Origin of the sequence: Amphibacillus sediminis NBRC 103570, assembly GCF_001552275.1 — a bacterium.
Taxonomy (GTDB): Bacteria; Bacillota; Bacilli; order Bacillales; family Amphibacillaceae; genus Amphibacillus_B; species Amphibacillus_B sediminis.
In genome coordinates this window covers 12927-29889 of record NZ_BCQW01000031.1, presented here as the reverse complement: position 1 = coordinate 29889, position 16963 = coordinate 12927, and the positions used below count along the sequence as shown (strand labels likewise).

General features: G+C 37.8%; 18 protein-coding genes. 16 read left to right on the top strand and 2 right to left on the bottom strand.

Annotation, left to right across the window (positions count from 1 at the left end):
* The 7 genes from ASE01S_RS13785 to ASE01S_RS13755 form a co-directional block, all read left to right on the top strand.
* Positions 1-1189 (top strand): peptidoglycan DD-metalloendopeptidase family protein (locus ASE01S_RS13785; RefSeq protein ID WP_157065229.1); only part of this gene is annotated, 1189 nt, incomplete at its 5' end.
* Between the two features lie 302 nt (positions 1190-1491).
* Positions 1492-2256 (top strand): ABC transporter ATP-binding protein, encoded by a 765-nt coding sequence (locus ASE01S_RS13780; protein ID WP_067843630.1) that lies wholly within the window; start codon positions 1492-1494, stop codon positions 2254-2256.
* Complete coding sequence (locus ASE01S_RS13775) at positions 2231-4147, top strand: ABC transporter permease (protein WP_067843627.1); 1917 nt, start codon at positions 2231-2233, stop codon at positions 4145-4147. The genes ASE01S_RS13780 and ASE01S_RS13775 overlap by 26 nt, the downstream gene beginning before the upstream one ends.
* 394 nt (positions 4148-4541) lie before the next feature.
* On the top strand, positions 4542-4982 hold the full coding sequence (locus ASE01S_RS13770) for a DinB family protein (RefSeq protein WP_304504048.1): 441 nt from the start codon (positions 4542-4544) through the stop codon (positions 4980-4982).
* A 279-nt stretch (positions 4983-5261) separates the two neighbouring features.
* Positions 5262-5918 (top strand): SDR family oxidoreductase, encoded by a 657-nt coding sequence (locus ASE01S_RS13765; protein ID WP_067843625.1) that lies wholly within the window; start codon positions 5262-5264, stop codon positions 5916-5918.
* A 408-nt stretch (positions 5919-6326) separates the two neighbouring features.
* Positions 6327-6542, top strand: coding sequence for a hypothetical protein (locus ASE01S_RS13760; RefSeq protein WP_067843623.1), 216 nt, complete (start codon positions 6327-6329; stop codon positions 6540-6542).
* A gap of 87 nt (positions 6543-6629) precedes the next feature.
* Entirely contained in the window at positions 6630-7190 is a 561-nt protein-coding gene (locus ASE01S_RS13755) for a VanZ family protein (RefSeq protein ID WP_067843621.1), read from the top strand.
* A 381-nt stretch (positions 7191-7571) separates the two neighbouring features.
* On the opposite strand, the gene ASE01S_RS13750 is transcribed toward ASE01S_RS13755, so the two are convergent.
* Entirely contained in the window at positions 7572-8204 is a 633-nt protein-coding gene (locus ASE01S_RS13750) for an FMN-dependent NADH-azoreductase (protein WP_067843618.1), read from the bottom strand.
* Positions 8205-8471: 267 nt separating this feature from the next.
* Complete coding sequence (locus ASE01S_RS13745; protein ID WP_067843616.1) at positions 8472-9110, bottom strand: LexA family protein; 639 nt, start codon at positions 9108-9110, stop codon at positions 8472-8474.
* Positions 9111-9508: 398 nt separating this feature from the next.
* Between ASE01S_RS13745 and ASE01S_RS13740 the strand changes: the two genes are divergently transcribed.
* From ASE01S_RS13740 to ASE01S_RS13710, 9 genes are all read left to right on the top strand, one after another.
* Positions 9509-9934: a DUF722 domain-containing protein gene (locus ASE01S_RS13740; protein ID WP_067843613.1), complete on the top strand. Its 426-nt coding sequence runs from the start codon at positions 9509-9511 to the stop codon at positions 9932-9934.
* A gap of 636 nt (positions 9935-10570) precedes the next feature.
* Complete coding sequence (locus tag ASE01S_RS13735) at positions 10571-10984, top strand: phage tail terminator family protein (protein WP_067843611.1); 414 nt, start codon at positions 10571-10573, stop codon at positions 10982-10984.
* Positions 10977-11153 carry a hypothetical protein gene (locus tag ASE01S_RS15895; RefSeq protein ID WP_157065228.1) on the top strand — a complete coding sequence of 59 codons (177 nt, stop codon included), beginning with the start codon at positions 10977-10979 and terminating at the stop codon, positions 11151-11153. The genes ASE01S_RS13735 and ASE01S_RS15895 overlap by 8 nt, the downstream gene beginning before the upstream one ends.
* Positions 11154-12479, top strand: coding sequence for a phage tail sheath family protein (locus ASE01S_RS13730; RefSeq protein WP_067843603.1), 1326 nt, complete (start codon positions 11154-11156; stop codon positions 12477-12479).
* A gap of 13 nt (positions 12480-12492) precedes the next feature.
* Positions 12493-12957, top strand: a complete 465-nt coding sequence (locus tag ASE01S_RS13725; RefSeq protein WP_067843600.1) for a phage tail tube protein — start codon at positions 12493-12495, stop codon at positions 12955-12957.
* A gap of 16 nt (positions 12958-12973) precedes the next feature.
* The gene (locus ASE01S_RS13720; RefSeq protein WP_067843598.1) at positions 12974-13384 is read left to right on the top strand and encodes a phage tail assembly chaperone; all 411 of its coding nucleotides are present in this window, start codon (positions 12974-12976) and stop codon (positions 13382-13384) included.
* The gene (locus tag ASE01S_RS16000; protein WP_169793111.1) at positions 13384-13560 is read left to right on the top strand and encodes a hypothetical protein; all 177 of its coding nucleotides are present in this window, start codon (positions 13384-13386) and stop codon (positions 13558-13560) included. The genes ASE01S_RS13720 and ASE01S_RS16000 overlap by 1 nt, the downstream gene beginning before the upstream one ends.
* Positions 13561-14156: 596 nt before the next feature.
* Positions 14157-16298 carry a tape measure protein gene (locus tag ASE01S_RS13715; protein WP_067843595.1) on the top strand — a complete coding sequence of 714 codons (2142 nt, stop codon included), beginning with the start codon at positions 14157-14159 and terminating at the stop codon, positions 16296-16298.
* Positions 16295-16963, top strand: coding sequence for a LysM peptidoglycan-binding domain-containing protein (locus tag ASE01S_RS13710; RefSeq protein ID WP_067843591.1), 669 nt, complete (start codon positions 16295-16297; stop codon positions 16961-16963). The genes ASE01S_RS13715 and ASE01S_RS13710 overlap by 4 nt, the downstream gene beginning before the upstream one ends.

The following is a 16963-nucleotide window of genomic DNA, read 5'->3' as shown; positions in this document are numbered from 1 at the left end:
TTTGAAGATGCCGAAAAAATTGCTAGGTCTATTATTTATTGTATTAATGATTATTGTTGCCTTACCCAAAGATGTGAATGCAGACACAAGGTTATCAATTCCTCATAGATTCTCTGCTTACGAGAGTCCAAGCTTTACATCAACAGAAGTTGCAACGTTTGCAGCCCAAACGGTAACTGTTGTAAGAAAACAGGGGGATTATTGGCACCTTATTGAAACAAGTAGATATGGGCAAAAATGGGTCTACTATAATCCAAATTTAGTAGATACAAAGTCTTTTGATTATCGTTTTAACGGATATAAACAACCGAGTTTTCAGTCAGAACGTGTTTCGAGCTTTAGTCCTCAGACAGTAAAGGTGATTGCCCAAGATAAAAATTGGTACCAATTTGAAACAGCAAATAATGGTAATATTTGGGTTTATGATGGGCGATTAACTATTCCCCATCGTTTTAGTGCATATGATTCCCCATCTTTTAGTTCAAATGAAGTTGCTCAATTTTCTGGTCAACGTGTTCGAATAGTGAGCAAACAAGGGAAGTATTGGCATGAGATTGTAACTAGTAAATATGGGAATAAATGGGTTTACTATAACCCTGATTTAGAAACACTTAGTATTCCATATCGTTTCGATGGACATGAAAGTCCTTCTTCCTCATCTCCAAGAGTCTCTAGTTTTTCTTCTCAAACAATTAATGTAATAGCTAAACACGGTAATTGGTATCAGTTTGAAACCTCAAAATTCGGGAACCTATGGACGTATTATGATGGAACTATTCCTAATACTCAATCTTTTATTGTTCCTTTAGATAGCAATAAATATCGTATAACATCTAGGTATGGACAAAGAAGTAGTGGATTTCATTATGGAATTGATTTAGCTCAGAGTGGAACAGTAAGAATTATTTCTGCTGCAGATGGTGTTGTGACACGATCAGGTTGGTCAGATAGCTATGGTTTTGTAGTTTACGTCCGACATAATATAAAAGGAAGTACGTTTACTACAGTATATGCACATATGAGGAATACACCTAATGTGGCTGTCGGACAAACAGTTAAACAAGGTCAATTATTAGGTTATATGGGTAATACCGGTAATTCTAGTGGCCAACATCTGCATTTTGAGATTCATAGAGGCGAGTGGTCATCTAGAGGAGGTATCAACCCTGAACAGTTTATCGATTTTTAATTTTTAAAAAGGACAGCCCCGTTGATTCGGGGCTATAGTTCTTTTAAAAAGCGTCTACCCTCAAATGTTCTTAGTCCCGCAAAAAGCCCCAAATCAGTTCAGTATCTTTCCTTTACTTTCATTGCAGTAATATATACAATAATCAACAAATACTAATACCATGGTGTCTACTGGTTTTATGTGCGATTGTTTGAGTTATAGAAATCTTACATGATTGTAAGGTTTCTGAAAGCATAATCGATAGTTAAAATTTAGTTACTTAGGCTATACTTTGGTTAGAAGCGCCTGAGAGGAGAATAATTATGCTTAAAATTTCAAAAGTAAGTAAGGTTTACGAAGGTAAAGTAGCTCACCGTGCCCTTACCGAGATCGATTTAGAAGTTGACAAAGGTGAGTTTGTAGCAATCATGGGTCCATCTGGAAGTGGGAAAACCACATTATTAAATATAATTTCAACGAATGATATACCGACGACTGGACAAGTCGAAATTGAAGGGAAGAATCCTCATCGGCTAAAGAAAAATGCTTTAGCTAAATTTCGTCGAAATGAATTAGGCTTTATTTTTCAAGATTTCAACTTACTGCACACTTTAACTGTTGAAGAAAATATCGTCCTACCTCTTACATTAGAAGGTACCCGTGTGAAAGAAATGAAGAGAAAAGCGCATCACATAGCTGAGAGTCTTGGTATTACCCAAATTATGAGTAAACGGACCTACGAGATATCTGGAGGACAAGCGCAGCGGGTTGCAATTGCTAGGGCGATGATCCATGAACCTAAGCTATTGTTAGCTGATGAGCCAACTGGAAACCTCGATTCGAAAGCTTCAAAAGATGTCATGGAAATGCTCGTGTCGATTAATCAGAAGGAAAAAACAAGTCTGTTAATGGTGACGCATGACCCACAAGCAGCAAGCTATTCAGATCGCGTTATTTTTATCCGTGATGGTAGACTTCATTCCGAAATCTACCGTGGAGAAAATAGACAAGCCTTTTTCCAGAAAATTATTGATATGCTTTCGTTGATGGGAGGCGACGGCAATGACTTTTCGTCAGTTCGCGTTTAATAATGTCCTGCGCAACAAACGACTGTATATTGCTTATTTCCTAAGTAGCATGTTCACGGTGATGGTATTCTTCACCTTTGCCATCTTTGCCTTTCATCCATCATTCTCAAGTGAATCGATTAATAACAATGTACTATTTGGTATGACTGTTGCTGGTGGGATCATTTATGTCTTTTCTTTCTTTTTCATCTTATATTCGATGAGTTCGTTCTTACAGTCAAGAAAGAAAGAGTTTGGTTTGTTAATGATGCTAGGAGCATCCAATGGACAAATTCGACTCTTAGTTTTTTTGGAGAATGTCTTAATTGGCTTTTTTGCTACAATAAGTGGAATTTTAGCTGGTCTAATATTTGCCAAAGGTATTCTCTTAATTGCCGAAAACGTACTCATCATCAGTGAGTCGCTTAATTTTTATTTTCCAACAATGGCGATTGTGCTTACGTTTATTAGCTTTATCATATTGTTTTTCTGTATATCTGTGTTTGTTTCGTTTATTCTTCGTACGAAGAAGCTGATTGATTTAATTAAGGGAGACAAACAATCGAAAGGCGAACCGAAAGCTTCGGTAATCCTATCTGTTTTTGCTGCGTTCCTCCTTATAGCTGGGTATGGTATTGCTCTATACGTTAAAGGTATTTATGTTATTTATGTGATGATTCCAGTTATTCTCGTTGTCACGCTAGGAACGTATCTTTTATTCACTCAATTAAGTGTGTATTTCATACGCAAGCTGAAAAATAATCAATCTGTTTTCTGGCGAAAAACCAACATGCTGCTATTTTCTGATCTATCCTTTCGTATGAAGGATAATGCTAGAACATTTTTTATGGTAGCGATCATCTCTACAGTTGCTTTTAGTGCAATTGGGACATTATATGGACTTCAATCTTATCTTACCAAAGAAATTAAGGCGGTTAATCCATATACCTTCATGTATAAGCCATGGAGCGATGACACTGAAGAAGTGATTGCAAATGACATCAGTAAAATTAATGCTATTTTTCAGGAAGAACAAATTGAGGCAAAAATGGAGCAACTAGAGTTAAACTATTTTGATACACCAATACGATATGGTGATGAACCTTTACGATCTAATGGTGTGTTAATAGCTAGAGCTTCAGATTATAATCGTTTCGCAGCATTAATTGAGGAAGAAGAACTGCATCCAGAGGAAAATGAGGCAATTGTAGTAGAACAGAGTGATGCCATGTTAATGATGGGTACAAAAGCAAGTGAGAAGTTGAAAGAATCTACTATTCAGCTAGATAACGGTCAAGTCATTCAACCTGGTGATGTGATCGAGTCAGAAGTACTATCAGAAATTGAAGGCTATTATGTAGTGAATGATAAGGTTTATGAGTTGCTTGGAGCGCCGACAAGAACTCAGCTGAGTATCGCATGGGAAGCCATCGGTGCAGGACATAACCAAACCGTTGAGGCAGGAAGAAAGCTAGCCGAACAATTAGAGTTTAAAGTGACATCGATCGACTATACGATTTATGAAATCAATAAAGCATTTGGACCGATTTTATTCATTGGTTTATTTATTGGAATTGTGTTTTTTGTTTCAGCAGGAAGCTTTCTTTATTTCCGATTGTTTACGGATTTAGATGAAGAAAAGCGTAAGTTCCGTTCTATTGCAAAAATCGGATTGACACAATCTGAGCTAAAGAAAGTCGTAAGCCGTCAGGTTGCTCTACTATTCTTCTTACCGATTGTTGTCGCATTGATTCACGGTGCTGTTGCACTCACTGCTTTATCACGTTTGTTTGATTTCAATTTAATAGTAGAATCATCGATTGTATTAGGTAGTTTTGCATTGATTCAAATCATTTACTTCTTGATTGTTCGCTTCTTCTATGTCAAACAGGTAAAAAGATCAGTGCTATAAGATAGGACGATCATCTTGGGGAAGGTATCTGAACATTTAAGTAACTGGCCATGAATGTTTCATAAGTATTGAAAAGCCAACAACCATTGTTAACGGGTTGTTGGCTTTTTGGATTATCTTTAATGCTGATGGTTATTTATAGATGTAAAAACGCGTCTAATTAGCACAATTTGTTTATCGATCATTTTTTTAAAAGGGTTTTGTCTTTAACCGACTTAGGCAGTTTTGTTGAATTAAGCTGTAATGAATTATACTATTGCTTAGTGAAAGCTAACAGAATATTGAACAGAGGTGGTTTTTGGTGGTTTTAGATTTAAAAGGGGAAACTGAGATGGCCCCAACTGTAGGCATGCTTTATTCGAATGTTGAAGGTAATTATAAATGATTAAAATCAATTGTTACGGGTATGTCCCAGGAGGAGTTAGATTTCAAGGGGCCAAACCAAAAATATAACAGTACAGCTCAATTAATAAGACACTTAGCCTATGTAGATCTTAACTGGGTTTATAGGATTAAGGATGAGCCGATACCAAAGAAACTTGAAGAGAAATATGGACCAATGCTGGATAAAAACAATGAAATCCCTTTAGTATCAGGAGTTTCATTGGAGAAAATCCTTTCTGATTATGATCACGTATTTAATATGTTTAAATCCATTTGTTACCAGTTAACGGAAATTCAATTAAATCAAACCGTTGATTATGAGAATGGAACAGCAGCGACCATTCGCTGGGGAATTTGGCATATAGCAGACCATAGTAGATATCATCAGGCCCATATTAACCAACTTCGTAAATGGTTTAAAGAAGAGAATAGGGAATATAGACAGGATTAGTAAAATTCTCACTTGATTCAGCAGAAGACTTCCACTTCTAGAAGTGGTGGGATGAGTGTCTATTTTATACCATTCGATGGGGTGTTCAAGCCCCAGCTGTTGACTTGGCAGTTTTAGATTAGATATTATAACTAATCGTATAGCACTCCGATATATACTATTTTCAAAAAATCTTGATGATATTATGTGCCTTTTTCCATTTTATATAATTTTATTCATGTTTAACTTGCGCGCATAATGGTAATATAAAGACAGGGTAAATAACAGGATTATGAAAGGATGGTCTTTTTGAACGTATTAGTAGTTGGTGCAAATGGACAAATTGGTAAGCACCTTGTTTCATTGATTCAATCCCAGGACAACATGCGAGCAAGAGCAATGATACGAAAATCTGAGCAAGCCGATTATTTTGAGCGACTAGGTGCAGAGACTGTTGTGGTAGATTTGGAACAGGATATTGACGCAATTGCGAATGCGGCTGAAGGTATTGATGCTATTGTTTTCACAGCTGGATCGGGTGCCCATACTGGGAAAGATAAAACCATTTTAATTGATTTAGATGGTGCAGTAAAGACAATTGAGGCGGCAAAAAAAGCAGGTGTAAAACGGTTTATCATGGTCAGTTCGTTTGATACAAGTCGAAAAGCCATTCAAACCGCCCCATCCTCGTTTGCTCCATATGTAGTGGCAAAGCATTATGCTGACGAGTGGTTACGTCAAACTGATTTGGACTATACTATTGTTCATCCTGGTATTTTAACGAATGACTCAGGAACAGGTAAGATAACGGCTGGAAAAGTCGAACCTAGTGAAATTCCAAGAGAGGATGTCGCACAAGTTATTTTAGCTAGTTTAAGACATGATCGGACAATAGGTAAGGCATTTCAAATAGTTTCTGGATCAACACCGATTGAAGCAGCTATCACTTCAATATAAATGATTAGGTTTTGTTAGAAAAAAGCAATTTGCTAATACGTAAATTGCTTTTTTTTATGGATTTAAAGCTAATAAATATAGTTATAAACTAAGAAAATTTAATTACAACATACTCACAATTGGTAATTTATTGTTTATAATAGGTAAGGGGATGTAGCCCCTAAAAAAGGAGAGATATTAAGTTGAAAAATAAAGTGATTCTTTTAATGACTGCGTTACTCCTTTTAGCTATTGTTGTACCCCGATTGTTGTTATTCGAAATCTTCTAGCTATAGTTTTCGAGGTTATTACCGGGTAGATGGTAAATCTCAAGGTAAATTTCATTCATTATCGGGAGGCTTTGTCAGGATAAGTGGCAATGCTTACTATACTGGCAATTCTTGAGGTGGAGGAGGTCGACGAGAGGATGTGAAATATAGCTTGTACAGGGAAAGGCGTTTTCTCCCTGATACATTTGTGGGTTCTGTAAGTCATTATTTGAGTTCGGAAAATAATGATAGAAATCCTAGCCGTATTAATAAAGTAATAGGAGATGCTCCCTCTGATGATAGTAAATATTATTTAGTGACGTTAATGAGCGATAACGGATTAGAAAAAGCAGGATCTGGACGACTGACTCAATAATTAGTTAAGAATTAAGGTACTAAACCTCCTCTTCAAATAACAAGGTACTAAACCTCCTCTTCAAATAACATAGAAAGGGTGTTTGCCATGATATTTCATTTTGATGGTCTTGTTGCCATTTTCGCTATGATTATTGGACTGGCACTATTATTTTTTTTGAAAAAGAAGAAGAGATATAGTAACAGTTATATTTTAATTTTTGCTATCTTTTATCTATATCTCTGTCTCTTATTAAACCATACACAATTTCCCATAATGTATCAGCCTGAGCTCGCTGATTACTCTTTAATAGTAAATAGTATAAATTACATACCATTCTCAGGATTATATTTTAAGCATTTTTTACTAAATATTGTCTTAACTATTCCGTTCGGTTTTTTACTTCCTTTTATTTATAAAGTAGAATTTTCAAAAAAATTATTTTGGGCAGTAATGTTGCCGATAATAATTGAGGGATTACAGTTGTTTATTTTACTCTTAACAGGCATCCCATTAAGGGCAGTGGATATTAACGATATTATCGCTAACTTTATTGGTATATTGATCGGTTATTTTGTGTTTAGATCGTTTATCATCTTGTTTCGAAAACTAACTCAAAAAGAGCATGATGACGATCATCCTTTTATTCGCTTTATCAGACAGTATTAAAAACAGCTGCATTGTAGAGTGGATTGGGGAAGTTTGTAGAGTTGATGTTAAAAATCAGAGGATAGCATCGTTTAGCAACAAAATAAAGCAGTCTGGTCTAAAAAATAGAACCAGATTGCTTATAAATCATGATTATTAAGCAGAAGCCTACCGCACTACTTTTATCGCAGTGTAGCTGGCTGGGGCTGTGATTACTCGCCTTATCGAAGGGCTTTTGTAAGGCTTCCACTTCAAGAAATAAGGGAACACGTCATGTCTAGGTGAGAGATCCAACAGCCAGTAACGGCCCGCTTGGTTCAACTGACGTTCAGTGGGAGAGAGCAATGACTAAGTTCGCGACGCTATGCGTGTCGAAACCCCACTGAACGAAGTTTCCCTTTATTAAGAACCTAATTTTCTAGCAACCTCTTTAACCTTTTCTATTCCTTCAGCAATAATATTTGCTGCTTGATCAGGCTGAGCATTATGCCCTTCGATAATAACTTCTTCAATAATGTCCATACCAAGCACACCACCAAAGGATGCACGCATATAGTTAACAGCCATTTCCATTGGTGCTAATTCTGGTGCTGAATAAACGCCACCACGTGCATTTAATAAGATAATTTTCTTTTCAGGCATAAGATGAACCATGTTGCCCTCAGCATCATATTTAAATGTGAAACCTGCTGAAAAGATATAATCAATAAAAGATTGCAATTTAGCCGGGATCGTTAAATTCCAAAGAGGAAATACAAAGGCAATGGCGTCTGCTTTGGAAAATAACTCACGTGCTTTTTGCAGAGCATCAAATAGACGCTGCTCATCTTCTGTTAGTTGCTCGTGGGCTTCAAGCTTCACGGAACCGCTAAAAAGCTCTTGTCCGATATACGGTGTGTCTTCTTTGTAAACATCATAGATTGTGACGTTTACGTTTTGGTTTTGTGTTACTTCTTCAATAAATGCATCATACATTTTTGAACTAACCGCCTGATCAGCTGGGCGATTATTTGCTTTAACAACTAATAAATTCATTGAATTCGTCCCCCAAATATCTCTGTTTTTTTACAGTTCTTTTTTAATACCAAATCTTATAAATAAAAAAGCATACTGTATAGTTTTATAGTATAAATATATTTTTGATTCGAGACAACCGATAAAGTTGAAAAAATATCGGATAAACAACACATTAGAAAAAGTGTTGGAAAGGGCGATAGAAATTATGAACAGATCTGCTGATTTTAGAGTGATTAATAATGATTTGCAATGGCTTTACTTAGTCAAACTGCCTCATAAAACCAATTAGTCCAACTCAACAATATAAAGCACGACTTTCCCATGGATCATCAAGTTTGCATCATTAGCCGATACGACATAATCAACATAGCTATTATCAGAGGAGTGAGGTCTGAAAATAACGGACTGACCTGATTGAAAGTACTTTTTAACCGAATAGTCATTGTTATGACTATAAACGACGATATCCCCATCATGCAATTGTTCAAGAGGGTATTTTTTGACAGCGATAAGTGAGCCGTCCGGGATTGTTTTATTCATTGAATCGCCATTCACTCTCATCATTACTAAGCTACGATCTCCAGCCCATTTTCCCATAACAGAGTCAGACAAATCAATCGTATCTTCCTGTGTAACCGGCTCTACTTCAATTGGAAGTCCCGCTGAAATGGAACGGGGATAATAAATGTATGAGTTATGGCCAGCTGTATGAGATGAAGGGTTATCCTTCCACCCCATTAAATACGCTGGTGAAACCTTTAATACATGAGCAAGCGGCTCAATAATATCGATGGGTATATTCTCTATATCACTATTTTCATAGCGGTAGATTGTTGCCCTGTTTTTATTTAACCTTTGTGCGAGCTGATCAACAGATATGTTTAAGGCTTTTCTACAAATTTTGATACGTTCTCCAATCTTCATCATCCTACTCCTTATCATAAATAATCTTATATTATCATCACATGCACCTTGGCGTATTTACGCCCAGAGTTTAGCGAGCTTCGGTCGATAAATTCCCGCTGAAAATCTGTGGCATCCGCCAGACACTTTAATTTGCCTACAGCCAGTTTCACTTTATAAGTTTAGTTTAGCTAATAAGTCGCAAATATGCAACGATTTTGAAGTTGTAGTCTCGTTATTTGCGATTTTTTTATTGACAATGATTACCTAAGCTCATACTATTATATTAATCGCATATAACGCGACTTTTGGAGATTAGTAGAGCGAGAATTATCTTTCATCATAACTGATCTTTAACGGAAGTCGCTTTTGATGCAATACACCAAACAATGATTTAGTAGAAAGGAGCAGATTGAAAAATGGGAGAGCTAGCCATTACCAAAAGTACGTTTAAAAAGGTAGAAAATGAATGGGCGATCTATCACCATACTTTAGATGAAATAAAAATATTAGAAGAAGCAATCATCTATCCGTATCAGGAGGGAAGCTCACCGATCCGAACAGGGGGAAAAGCTAATGTGATTCATGATCCAACAGCTGTCACAACCATGTACTTGACCCAACATAAACAGCTTAATTATTTAAAAGAAATAACACAAGCAATTGAACGTGTCTATGATCAATTATCGAGTGATCAAAAGAAATTGGTTCAAATTCGTTATTGGACTAACCGTAGCTTGACATGGGATGCAGTCGCAATGGCTTGTAATATTAGCCGGAGACAAGCCTTGTATTGGCGCAATGATATTATTCATGCCACCATCGAAATATTAGGCTGGCGCTAGTCTATCAAAAGGGTTGTCACTTTCCTTGCACTTTTGATCAGCTAAACCGTGCTAATATGATAGTGTGGAAAAAATAGCTCATCACGTTAAACCGTTCATTTGAGAATGATCAAGCTAAGGCTGACCGGTTTATAGCTATGCTAGATAAGCAAGATCCAACAAAAAGTCACCAAGTCGGTGGCTTTTTATTATGGCTATAAATAATCAGTTATCACGCTAAAACCAATTATTGAACGAACTAAAGGGAGAGGGGGATAGCAGTTGAGGTTTGGTTATCAACCAACCTATTCATCCGTTAAGAGGATATCAAATTTTAGCAGGTCACACGATCTTGTGAAAATTTAGAAGTGCTAAGTAAGAAAAACTAACATTCACTAAGAGATCAGCGAATGGGAGATTTTCTAATCTAGCGATCAAGCAGCTAACGTTTAAGTTAAACAAACTTACACTTAGCGATCGCTTATCAAATTTGCTGATCAACGCGAAGAATACGACCTATTGATGAAGATGAATGGAGTTAACCGACTGTGTGAGCCATGGGCTATAGCTCCACAAATACAGGGAAAGGGGCTTGATAATGACAGAAAATATATCAAGGTTAGATTGCGGGATGAAACGCATTCATGATCGGCTTTGATGATCACGATAACTAAGCTAAAGCAGGCAGTTGTCGATCTATTAAAAGATCAGTTCCCAGATTATGCTGTATACGGTGAGGGACAGCCGCAAACAAATAGTCAGCGCTATTTCTTAGTTGATCTAAAATCAATGTCTCAGACCAAACAGCTGAATAAACGGTATTACCGTGAGCATCGCTTTGATATTCAGTTTTCGACTGATCAACAAATCACCGAAGTGCTAGAGCAGCTCTATCAATGCCTGAGCTATCTTCCTTATGGAGGTGGAGTCGTTCGTGGAACAAGGATGAACCAAGAGCTGGAGGACGGAGTTGTGCATGTTTATGTCAACTACAATTTTCGATTGGTAGAACAACTGGAATTAGAACCACAGATGCAAAATTTAAAACAGGAGGAGTTTTTAAATGAGTGAACCAAAGACACAAGAACGAAAATTTACTAAGACTCAATTTTTAGCTTCAAACAAATGGTCAGGAGTCGATCAAGATATTTTGGCCGTTAAACTTGATGAAAAGGTTAGCTATACCGAATCAGAAGCCAATCAAATTATTCAAAAATTGAAGGAAAAGAAGGTGAAGTAAATGGCTGGAGGACAATGGACAACTCAAAATAAAGTAAGACCTGGTGTTTATATCAATACCCAATCAACACCTCAAGCCCCAAATATAGCGGGTGATCGAGGTATTGCAGCATTGCCGCTTCCATTACCATGGGGAGAAACAGGCATGATTCAATTAGATCAAGAAAGCTTTCAAACAGAAGCATTAGCAAAAATCGGTTTCCATGCTACCGATCCACGTATTCAGCATATTAGCGCATGTATGGAACATGCTCGTCAACTCTTTATTTATCGTTTAAATGGTGAACAAGCCAAAAAGGCCAGTGCAGCTTTAGAACAATTTACGATTACAGCAGCACATGGTGGAGTAAGAGGAAATGAAATTCGAGTTGTGGTGCAAGAAAATATTGACGATGCCAAGCTTTTTGATGTGATTACTTATTTTGATTACGATGAGGTTGATCGCCAACAGATTGCATCGGTAGCAGATTTTACTACAAATGGTTTTATTGAACTCTCAGGTGAAGGGTTAGAACCAACAGCAGGTATTAATCTAACAGGTGGTGAAGATGGTGAGGTTTCATTAGGAGATTATGCTAAAGCATTATCAGCCTTTGAAGCCATTTCATTCGATACCTTAGGTATTCCAACAGAAGAGCAAGAGATTAAAGCATTGGCTGTGGCTTATGTTAAGCGATTGCGTGATGACAATGGGAAGAAGGTAGCTGTCGTGGTGACAGACTATGCTAATGCAGACTATGAAGGGGTTATCTCTTTGAAAAATAGTATTGTAACAGAGGATGGACTGGAAGTTGAACGCCGCTATTTCTTATGTCGGATTACTGGCATGATGGCTTCTGCTGCTAACAACCAATCATTGACGCATATGACTATACCTAATGCAGTTGATGCTTTACCACGTTTAACCCATACAGAAATTGAACAAGCCTTGCAAAATGGCGAGCTTGTGATCACAGCAGAAGACGATCGTGTCTTCATTGAACAAGATATTAATACATTAACAACCTTTACACCAACAAAAGGAAAAATGTTTGCTAAAAACCGAGTAGTACGCGTTTTAGATAGTATTGCGAATGATACGAAACGTACATTCGAACGCACCTTTATTGGTAAGGTCAATAACAATGATGATGGACGTAACTTGTTAAAAAGTGCATTAATTACTTACTTGGAAGGACTAGAAGGAATCAATGCGATTCAGAACTTTGATCCACAATCTGATATTACGATCCATGCTGGTCAGGATATCGACAGTGTTTATGTAGAACTTTATGTCCAACCAGTAGATTCAGTAGAGAAAATCTATTTGAAAGTATTTGCAAATTAAGGAGGCTAAACATATGGGATTTTTTAAAGCAGGCGATGCAATTTCAGGTCAGGAAGGCCGTGCATATGCGACGATTGATGGACAAGTAGAAGAAATGTTTTATGTCAAAACATTAGAAGCAACGGCAGAGAAGCAAAAAACAGAAATGCGTACACTAGGGAAACGCGGTACACAGAACAAAGCGACAGGCTGGAATGGTACGGGGAGCATGACGATCTATTATGCGACATCACGTTTTCGTGAGTTGATGTATCAATATATGAAGACTGGACGTGATGTCTATTTTGATATCATGATTGTGAATGAAGACCCAAGTTCGAGCATTGGCAATCAGTCAGTCGTTATTAAAAACGTTAACTTGGATAGTGTTGTGATGGCAAAACTTGATACAGAGAGTGAAATTTTAGAAGAAGATATTGACTTTACTTTCGATGATGTTGATATCTTAAATACATTTTCTGAACCGACATTAGGATAAGAATAGGGGGAGACCAATGAGTAAATTTCAAGATTTTCTCAACCAGAATACAGTAGATAATTTGACAACCAATGTCGTTTTTTCTGAGCGTCTGAAAGATCAAGATGGACAATATTTTACAGCCAAAATTAAGGCGATGACAGACGCAGAATTTGAAGCGTATCGTAAAGCATCAATGACGACACGTAAAAATGGAAAATTCGAATTAGATTTACAGCAATTCAACAGCAAAATCATTATTGGTAATACACTTGATCCTAACTTCAAAGATGCGGAAAGTATTAAAGCACATGGATGCACAACACCTCAGCAATATTTAAGTAAAGTGTTACTAGCTGGTGAAATTGCTGAGCTTTCTAAGCAGATTCAACAATTCTCTGGTTTTGATACAGATTTTGATACGTTAAAAGAAGAAGTAAAAAACTAATGCAGGAGGGTGATGGCGAGACCATGTACGCCTATTACGCCCTCCACCAATTCAATCGATTCCCACATGAAATTCAAAATCTCAGTCGATATGAAAAAGCAGCCGTTTATGCATTTATTGATGAACGTGTAAAAGAAGAAAAGAAAATGAAACGAAAAATGCCAAGAAAAAGATAACCGTTTGGTTAGATCGGTTTAAGAAGTTCGTGACAAAGCAGCTTTACCTAATCATGGATTGACTAAGACATGTGAGCAGATAAATATAATAACGAGTAAGCAACGATGGGAAAAGTATGCAGATAAAACTTCGTTCAGTGGGGGGGTTCAACGCATAGAATGTGCTCGTGCAGACGTTGCGACATTGACGTCGCGAACTTATCAGCTTCCTCCATCCCCCACAGAACGTTAGTTGAACTAATCGGCCGTTACTGGCTGTTGGATCTCTCATTAGAAATGAAGTGTTTCTTTACTTCTTGAAGTGGCAGTCTTACAAAAGCCCTTCGATGGGGCGAGTAATCGCAGCTCCAGCCAGTTACACCGCGATAAAAAACGAAGATAGCTTAGTTTAATTTAATTATCTTCGTTTTATATTTATAGGTAATTGTCAACGACTTTCCCTGAAGTGTTAGTCAAGCACATTTAGCTATCTAGTTGCTCATTCCGGAAGGTAGAGCTCTTTAAATGAACATAAGTGGCAAGGTGATAGTTGGTGTTCAGCTTCAACTCGTACATCTTTGCCTATGTAAATGGATATATCGAAAGGAGGGATTAGCATGGCAACAATTGAAGCTGCGTTAAATGTCGATTATTTAACACAGAGTTTTAGCCACGTTGACCGCAGCATCCAGATCACCTCAAACCATTTTACGGCATTAAACAATCAAGTAAGTGATAGTGCGAAGAAGGTTAACCAATTTGCTGGTGTAATAAAAAAGGCTGCAGAATGGACAGGGACCTATCTAAAAGAAATGCTAAATGACGGAGTAAATCAGTTGGCTAACATTCAAACAGCAGAGATTGGTTATAAATTTTTACTCGGTGAGGAACAAGGAACAGCTTTTATTGAGCAGCTTGCTCAATTTGTCCAGACCACTCCCTTTGATTTTAATGAAATCAATAATGGAGCGCAGAACTTAATGAAGATGGGAGTTAGTGCTGATCAAGTGTTACCGATTATGCAAGGCATCGGCGATACGGTTGCTGCATTAGGGGGTGGCGCCGAGGAGATAAACACAATAACACGTACATTAGGTACGATTCAAGCAGCGGGTAAGGTAACAATGAGTGATCTTGAAAGCTTAAGTATGGCTGGGGTTAATGCTCTAGATCTATTAGCCAACCAAGCGGGTGTAAGTGGTGAACAAATGAGGCAAGCGATTGAAAGTGGAGCGGTCGGAGCTGAACAGGCTGTCTCCGGTTTAGCAGCAGGCATGCAAGAGCAATTTGGTGGTGCGATGCTTGAGGTAGAAAATAGCCTCACCGGTGCGATAAACAGCCTCAACCAGGCGAAAACAGATGCTGGTGCTAAGCTTATCGAGCCATTTATGACAGGAATTGTTGATGTCGTTCAAGGCTTAACTGGCTTTGTAGAGATGATTCCAGCAATACTCGCACCTGCGTTGGAGGCTTTCTTACCTTTAACAGAATCTTTGGCTGAATTATTTAATATCGAACGTTTTTATGGGTTCTTCGATTTTGTAACAGTCAGTTTATTCGCATTAGCGACTTTATTGTCAAGTGTATTTGATATCGTCCTTTGGGGCATAGACGTCTTAATTGATAACTGGCCGATTATTGCCGGGATGCTTATGGCATTAGTGGCCTTTTACTTGCCAACACTTATCTCAGGATTATGGCAGGCCCTCTCAGCTTTATTAATGAAAGTGGGTGTCTGGATGCTATTGAATATGCCAGTATTGATTTTTATGGCTGTAGTCGGTGCATTAATTGCCGTTATTATGTATTTAGGCTTATCTACAGGTGAAGTACTCGGCTTTATTATGGGCTTGTTCTTTACTGTTGGCGCCTTTATTTATAATATTATCGCTGGTTTATGGAATGCCATTGTGTCTTTTGCTGAATTTATCGCACAAGCCTTTATGGATTCCTTTTATTTTGTCCAGAAAATTGCTTATGATTTAGCTTATAACTTTCTAGATTTAATGGAACGAATGCTTAAAGGCGTTGAAGACTTTGCTGGTGGATTTATGACGATGGTTCTTGATGCCATTAATCAAGTCTTAGGTGGAATAAATTGGTTGATAAGAGCATTGAACAGAATTCCTGGCTTTAATATATCGGAGATTGGTAAGTTTGATTCGAGCAATGTCAATGCCTTGTCCGAGGCCGTTGGACGCTTAAAGGATAATCTCCAAGAGCCTGTTAGGCAAACACTTGATTTTAGCTCGGCCAAGCTAGATCGGTGGGACTATGGCGATGCTTATAATAAAGGCTACAGTATGGGTGAGAGCTGGGGGAACGGAATTGACAGTGCAATAAGTGGGGCACTCGATAAGACTAAAGTTCCTGATGAACAGCTTGATCCTAATGATTTAGGGATTGATGGTGCCTTTAATATGAATCAAGGTTTAAATCCAGGTGGGGCAGCCCAAGCAGCTCAGCCAAATCAACCTATATCAAGAGCAAGTAAATCGCCAACCGTTGATCAAGTCAATAAGGTAGATGAAGTTGGCAAAATAAATGATGAAGTTGATATTGCCAGTGAGGATCTAAAATTAATGCGAGAGCTAGCTGAATTAAGAACGATTCAGAACTTTGTTAGCCTCACACCTACCGTTCAAGTTAAGACAGGCGATATTAAAGAAGAAGCAGATGTGCGTAAACTGATTGATGCCATCGAGCAATCGTTACAAGATGAAATTGCTTCATCAGCGAAAGGAGTGTATGCACTATGAGTTATGGGATTTGGTTAAGCTTTAATGATCAGGCTGAAGGTTTTCAGCTTCCAATTAATCCAGAGATGCTTGAGGTCGCTGATTCAGTTGATGGTCAATCCTATCAAATTAGTAAGCTAGGTGAAATTAACGTGATTAAGGATCGAGCCTTAACCGATTATAGCTTTACCAGTATCTTTCCGATTCAGAGATTACCAATGGTAGTCTCTGATCAACTGCTACCCCCTAAACGTTACCTTAGTTTGATTGAGAAATGGATGAGTTCAGGCAAGCCAGTTCGATTTATTTTTACGGGTGATGGTTTTGATATCAACACATATGTCAGCATAGAGAGCTTTGATTGGCAAGAGCTCGCTGGTACGGGTGGAGAGATTGAGTATAGCATTTCTTTGAAAAAATATCTTTTTTATGCGGCTAAGCCGGTGAAAGTAAAAATGCAAGTTGGGCAACCTCCGAGGGCACGGGCCCAATCAGCTAAGCGTGCAGATACTAAAGGCACTCCGAAAGTGTATAAGCTGGTAAAGGGGGACAGTCTCTGGAAGGTTGCCCAGAAATTTTTAGGATCAGGATCACGGTATCCAGAGATTGCGAAGCTTAATCAGATCAAAAGTTCAGATTACCGAAGGCTTCCAATTGGATTAGCCATTAAGATTCCACCAAAGTAG

Excerpts from the sequence above, each read along its gene's own strand:
- ASE01S_RS13745 (WP_067843616.1), bottom strand. The coding sequence starts at position 9,110 with ATGAAGATTGGAGAACGTATCAAAATTTGTAGAAAAGCCTTAAACATA.
- ASE01S_RS13730 (WP_067843603.1), top strand. The coding sequence starts at position 11,154 with ATGGCTGGAGGACAATGGACAACTCAAAATAAAGTAAGACCTGGTGTT.
- ASE01S_RS15895 (WP_157065228.1), top strand. The coding sequence starts at position 10,977 with ATGAGTGAACCAAAGACACAAGAACGAAAATTTACTAAGACTCAATTT.
- ASE01S_RS13780 (WP_067843630.1), top strand. The coding sequence starts at position 1,492 with ATGCTTAAAATTTCAAAAGTAAGTAAGGTTTACGAAGGTAAAGTAGCT.
- ASE01S_RS13725 (WP_067843600.1), top strand. The coding sequence starts at position 12,493 with ATGGGATTTTTTAAAGCAGGCGATGCAATTTCAGGTCAGGAAGGCCGT.
- ASE01S_RS13765 (WP_067843625.1), top strand. The coding sequence starts at position 5,262 with ATGGTCTTTTTGAACGTATTAGTAGTTGGTGCAAATGGACAAATTGGT.
- ASE01S_RS13740 (WP_067843613.1), top strand. The coding sequence starts at position 9,509 with ATGGGAGAGCTAGCCATTACCAAAAGTACGTTTAAAAAGGTAGAAAAT.
- ASE01S_RS13775 (WP_067843627.1), top strand. The coding sequence starts at position 2,231 with ATGACTTTTCGTCAGTTCGCGTTTAATAATGTCCTGCGCAACAAACGA.
- ASE01S_RS13715 (WP_067843595.1), top strand. The coding sequence starts at position 14,157 with ATGGCAACAATTGAAGCTGCGTTAAATGTCGATTATTTAACACAGAGT.
- ASE01S_RS13750 (WP_067843618.1), bottom strand. The coding sequence starts at position 8,204 with ATGAATTTATTAGTTGTTAAAGCAAATAATCGCCCAGCTGATCAGGCG.
- ASE01S_RS13720 (WP_067843598.1), top strand. The coding sequence starts at position 12,974 with ATGAGTAAATTTCAAGATTTTCTCAACCAGAATACAGTAGATAATTTG.
- ASE01S_RS13710 (WP_067843591.1), top strand. The coding sequence starts at position 16,295 with ATGAGTTATGGGATTTGGTTAAGCTTTAATGATCAGGCTGAAGGTTTT.
- ASE01S_RS13755 (WP_067843621.1), top strand. The coding sequence starts at position 6,630 with ATGATATTTCATTTTGATGGTCTTGTTGCCATTTTCGCTATGATTATT.
- ASE01S_RS13735 (WP_067843611.1), top strand. The coding sequence starts at position 10,571 with ATGATCACGATAACTAAGCTAAAGCAGGCAGTTGTCGATCTATTAAAA.
- ASE01S_RS16000 (WP_169793111.1), top strand. The coding sequence starts at position 13,384 with ATGCAGGAGGGTGATGGCGAGACCATGTACGCCTATTACGCCCTCCAC.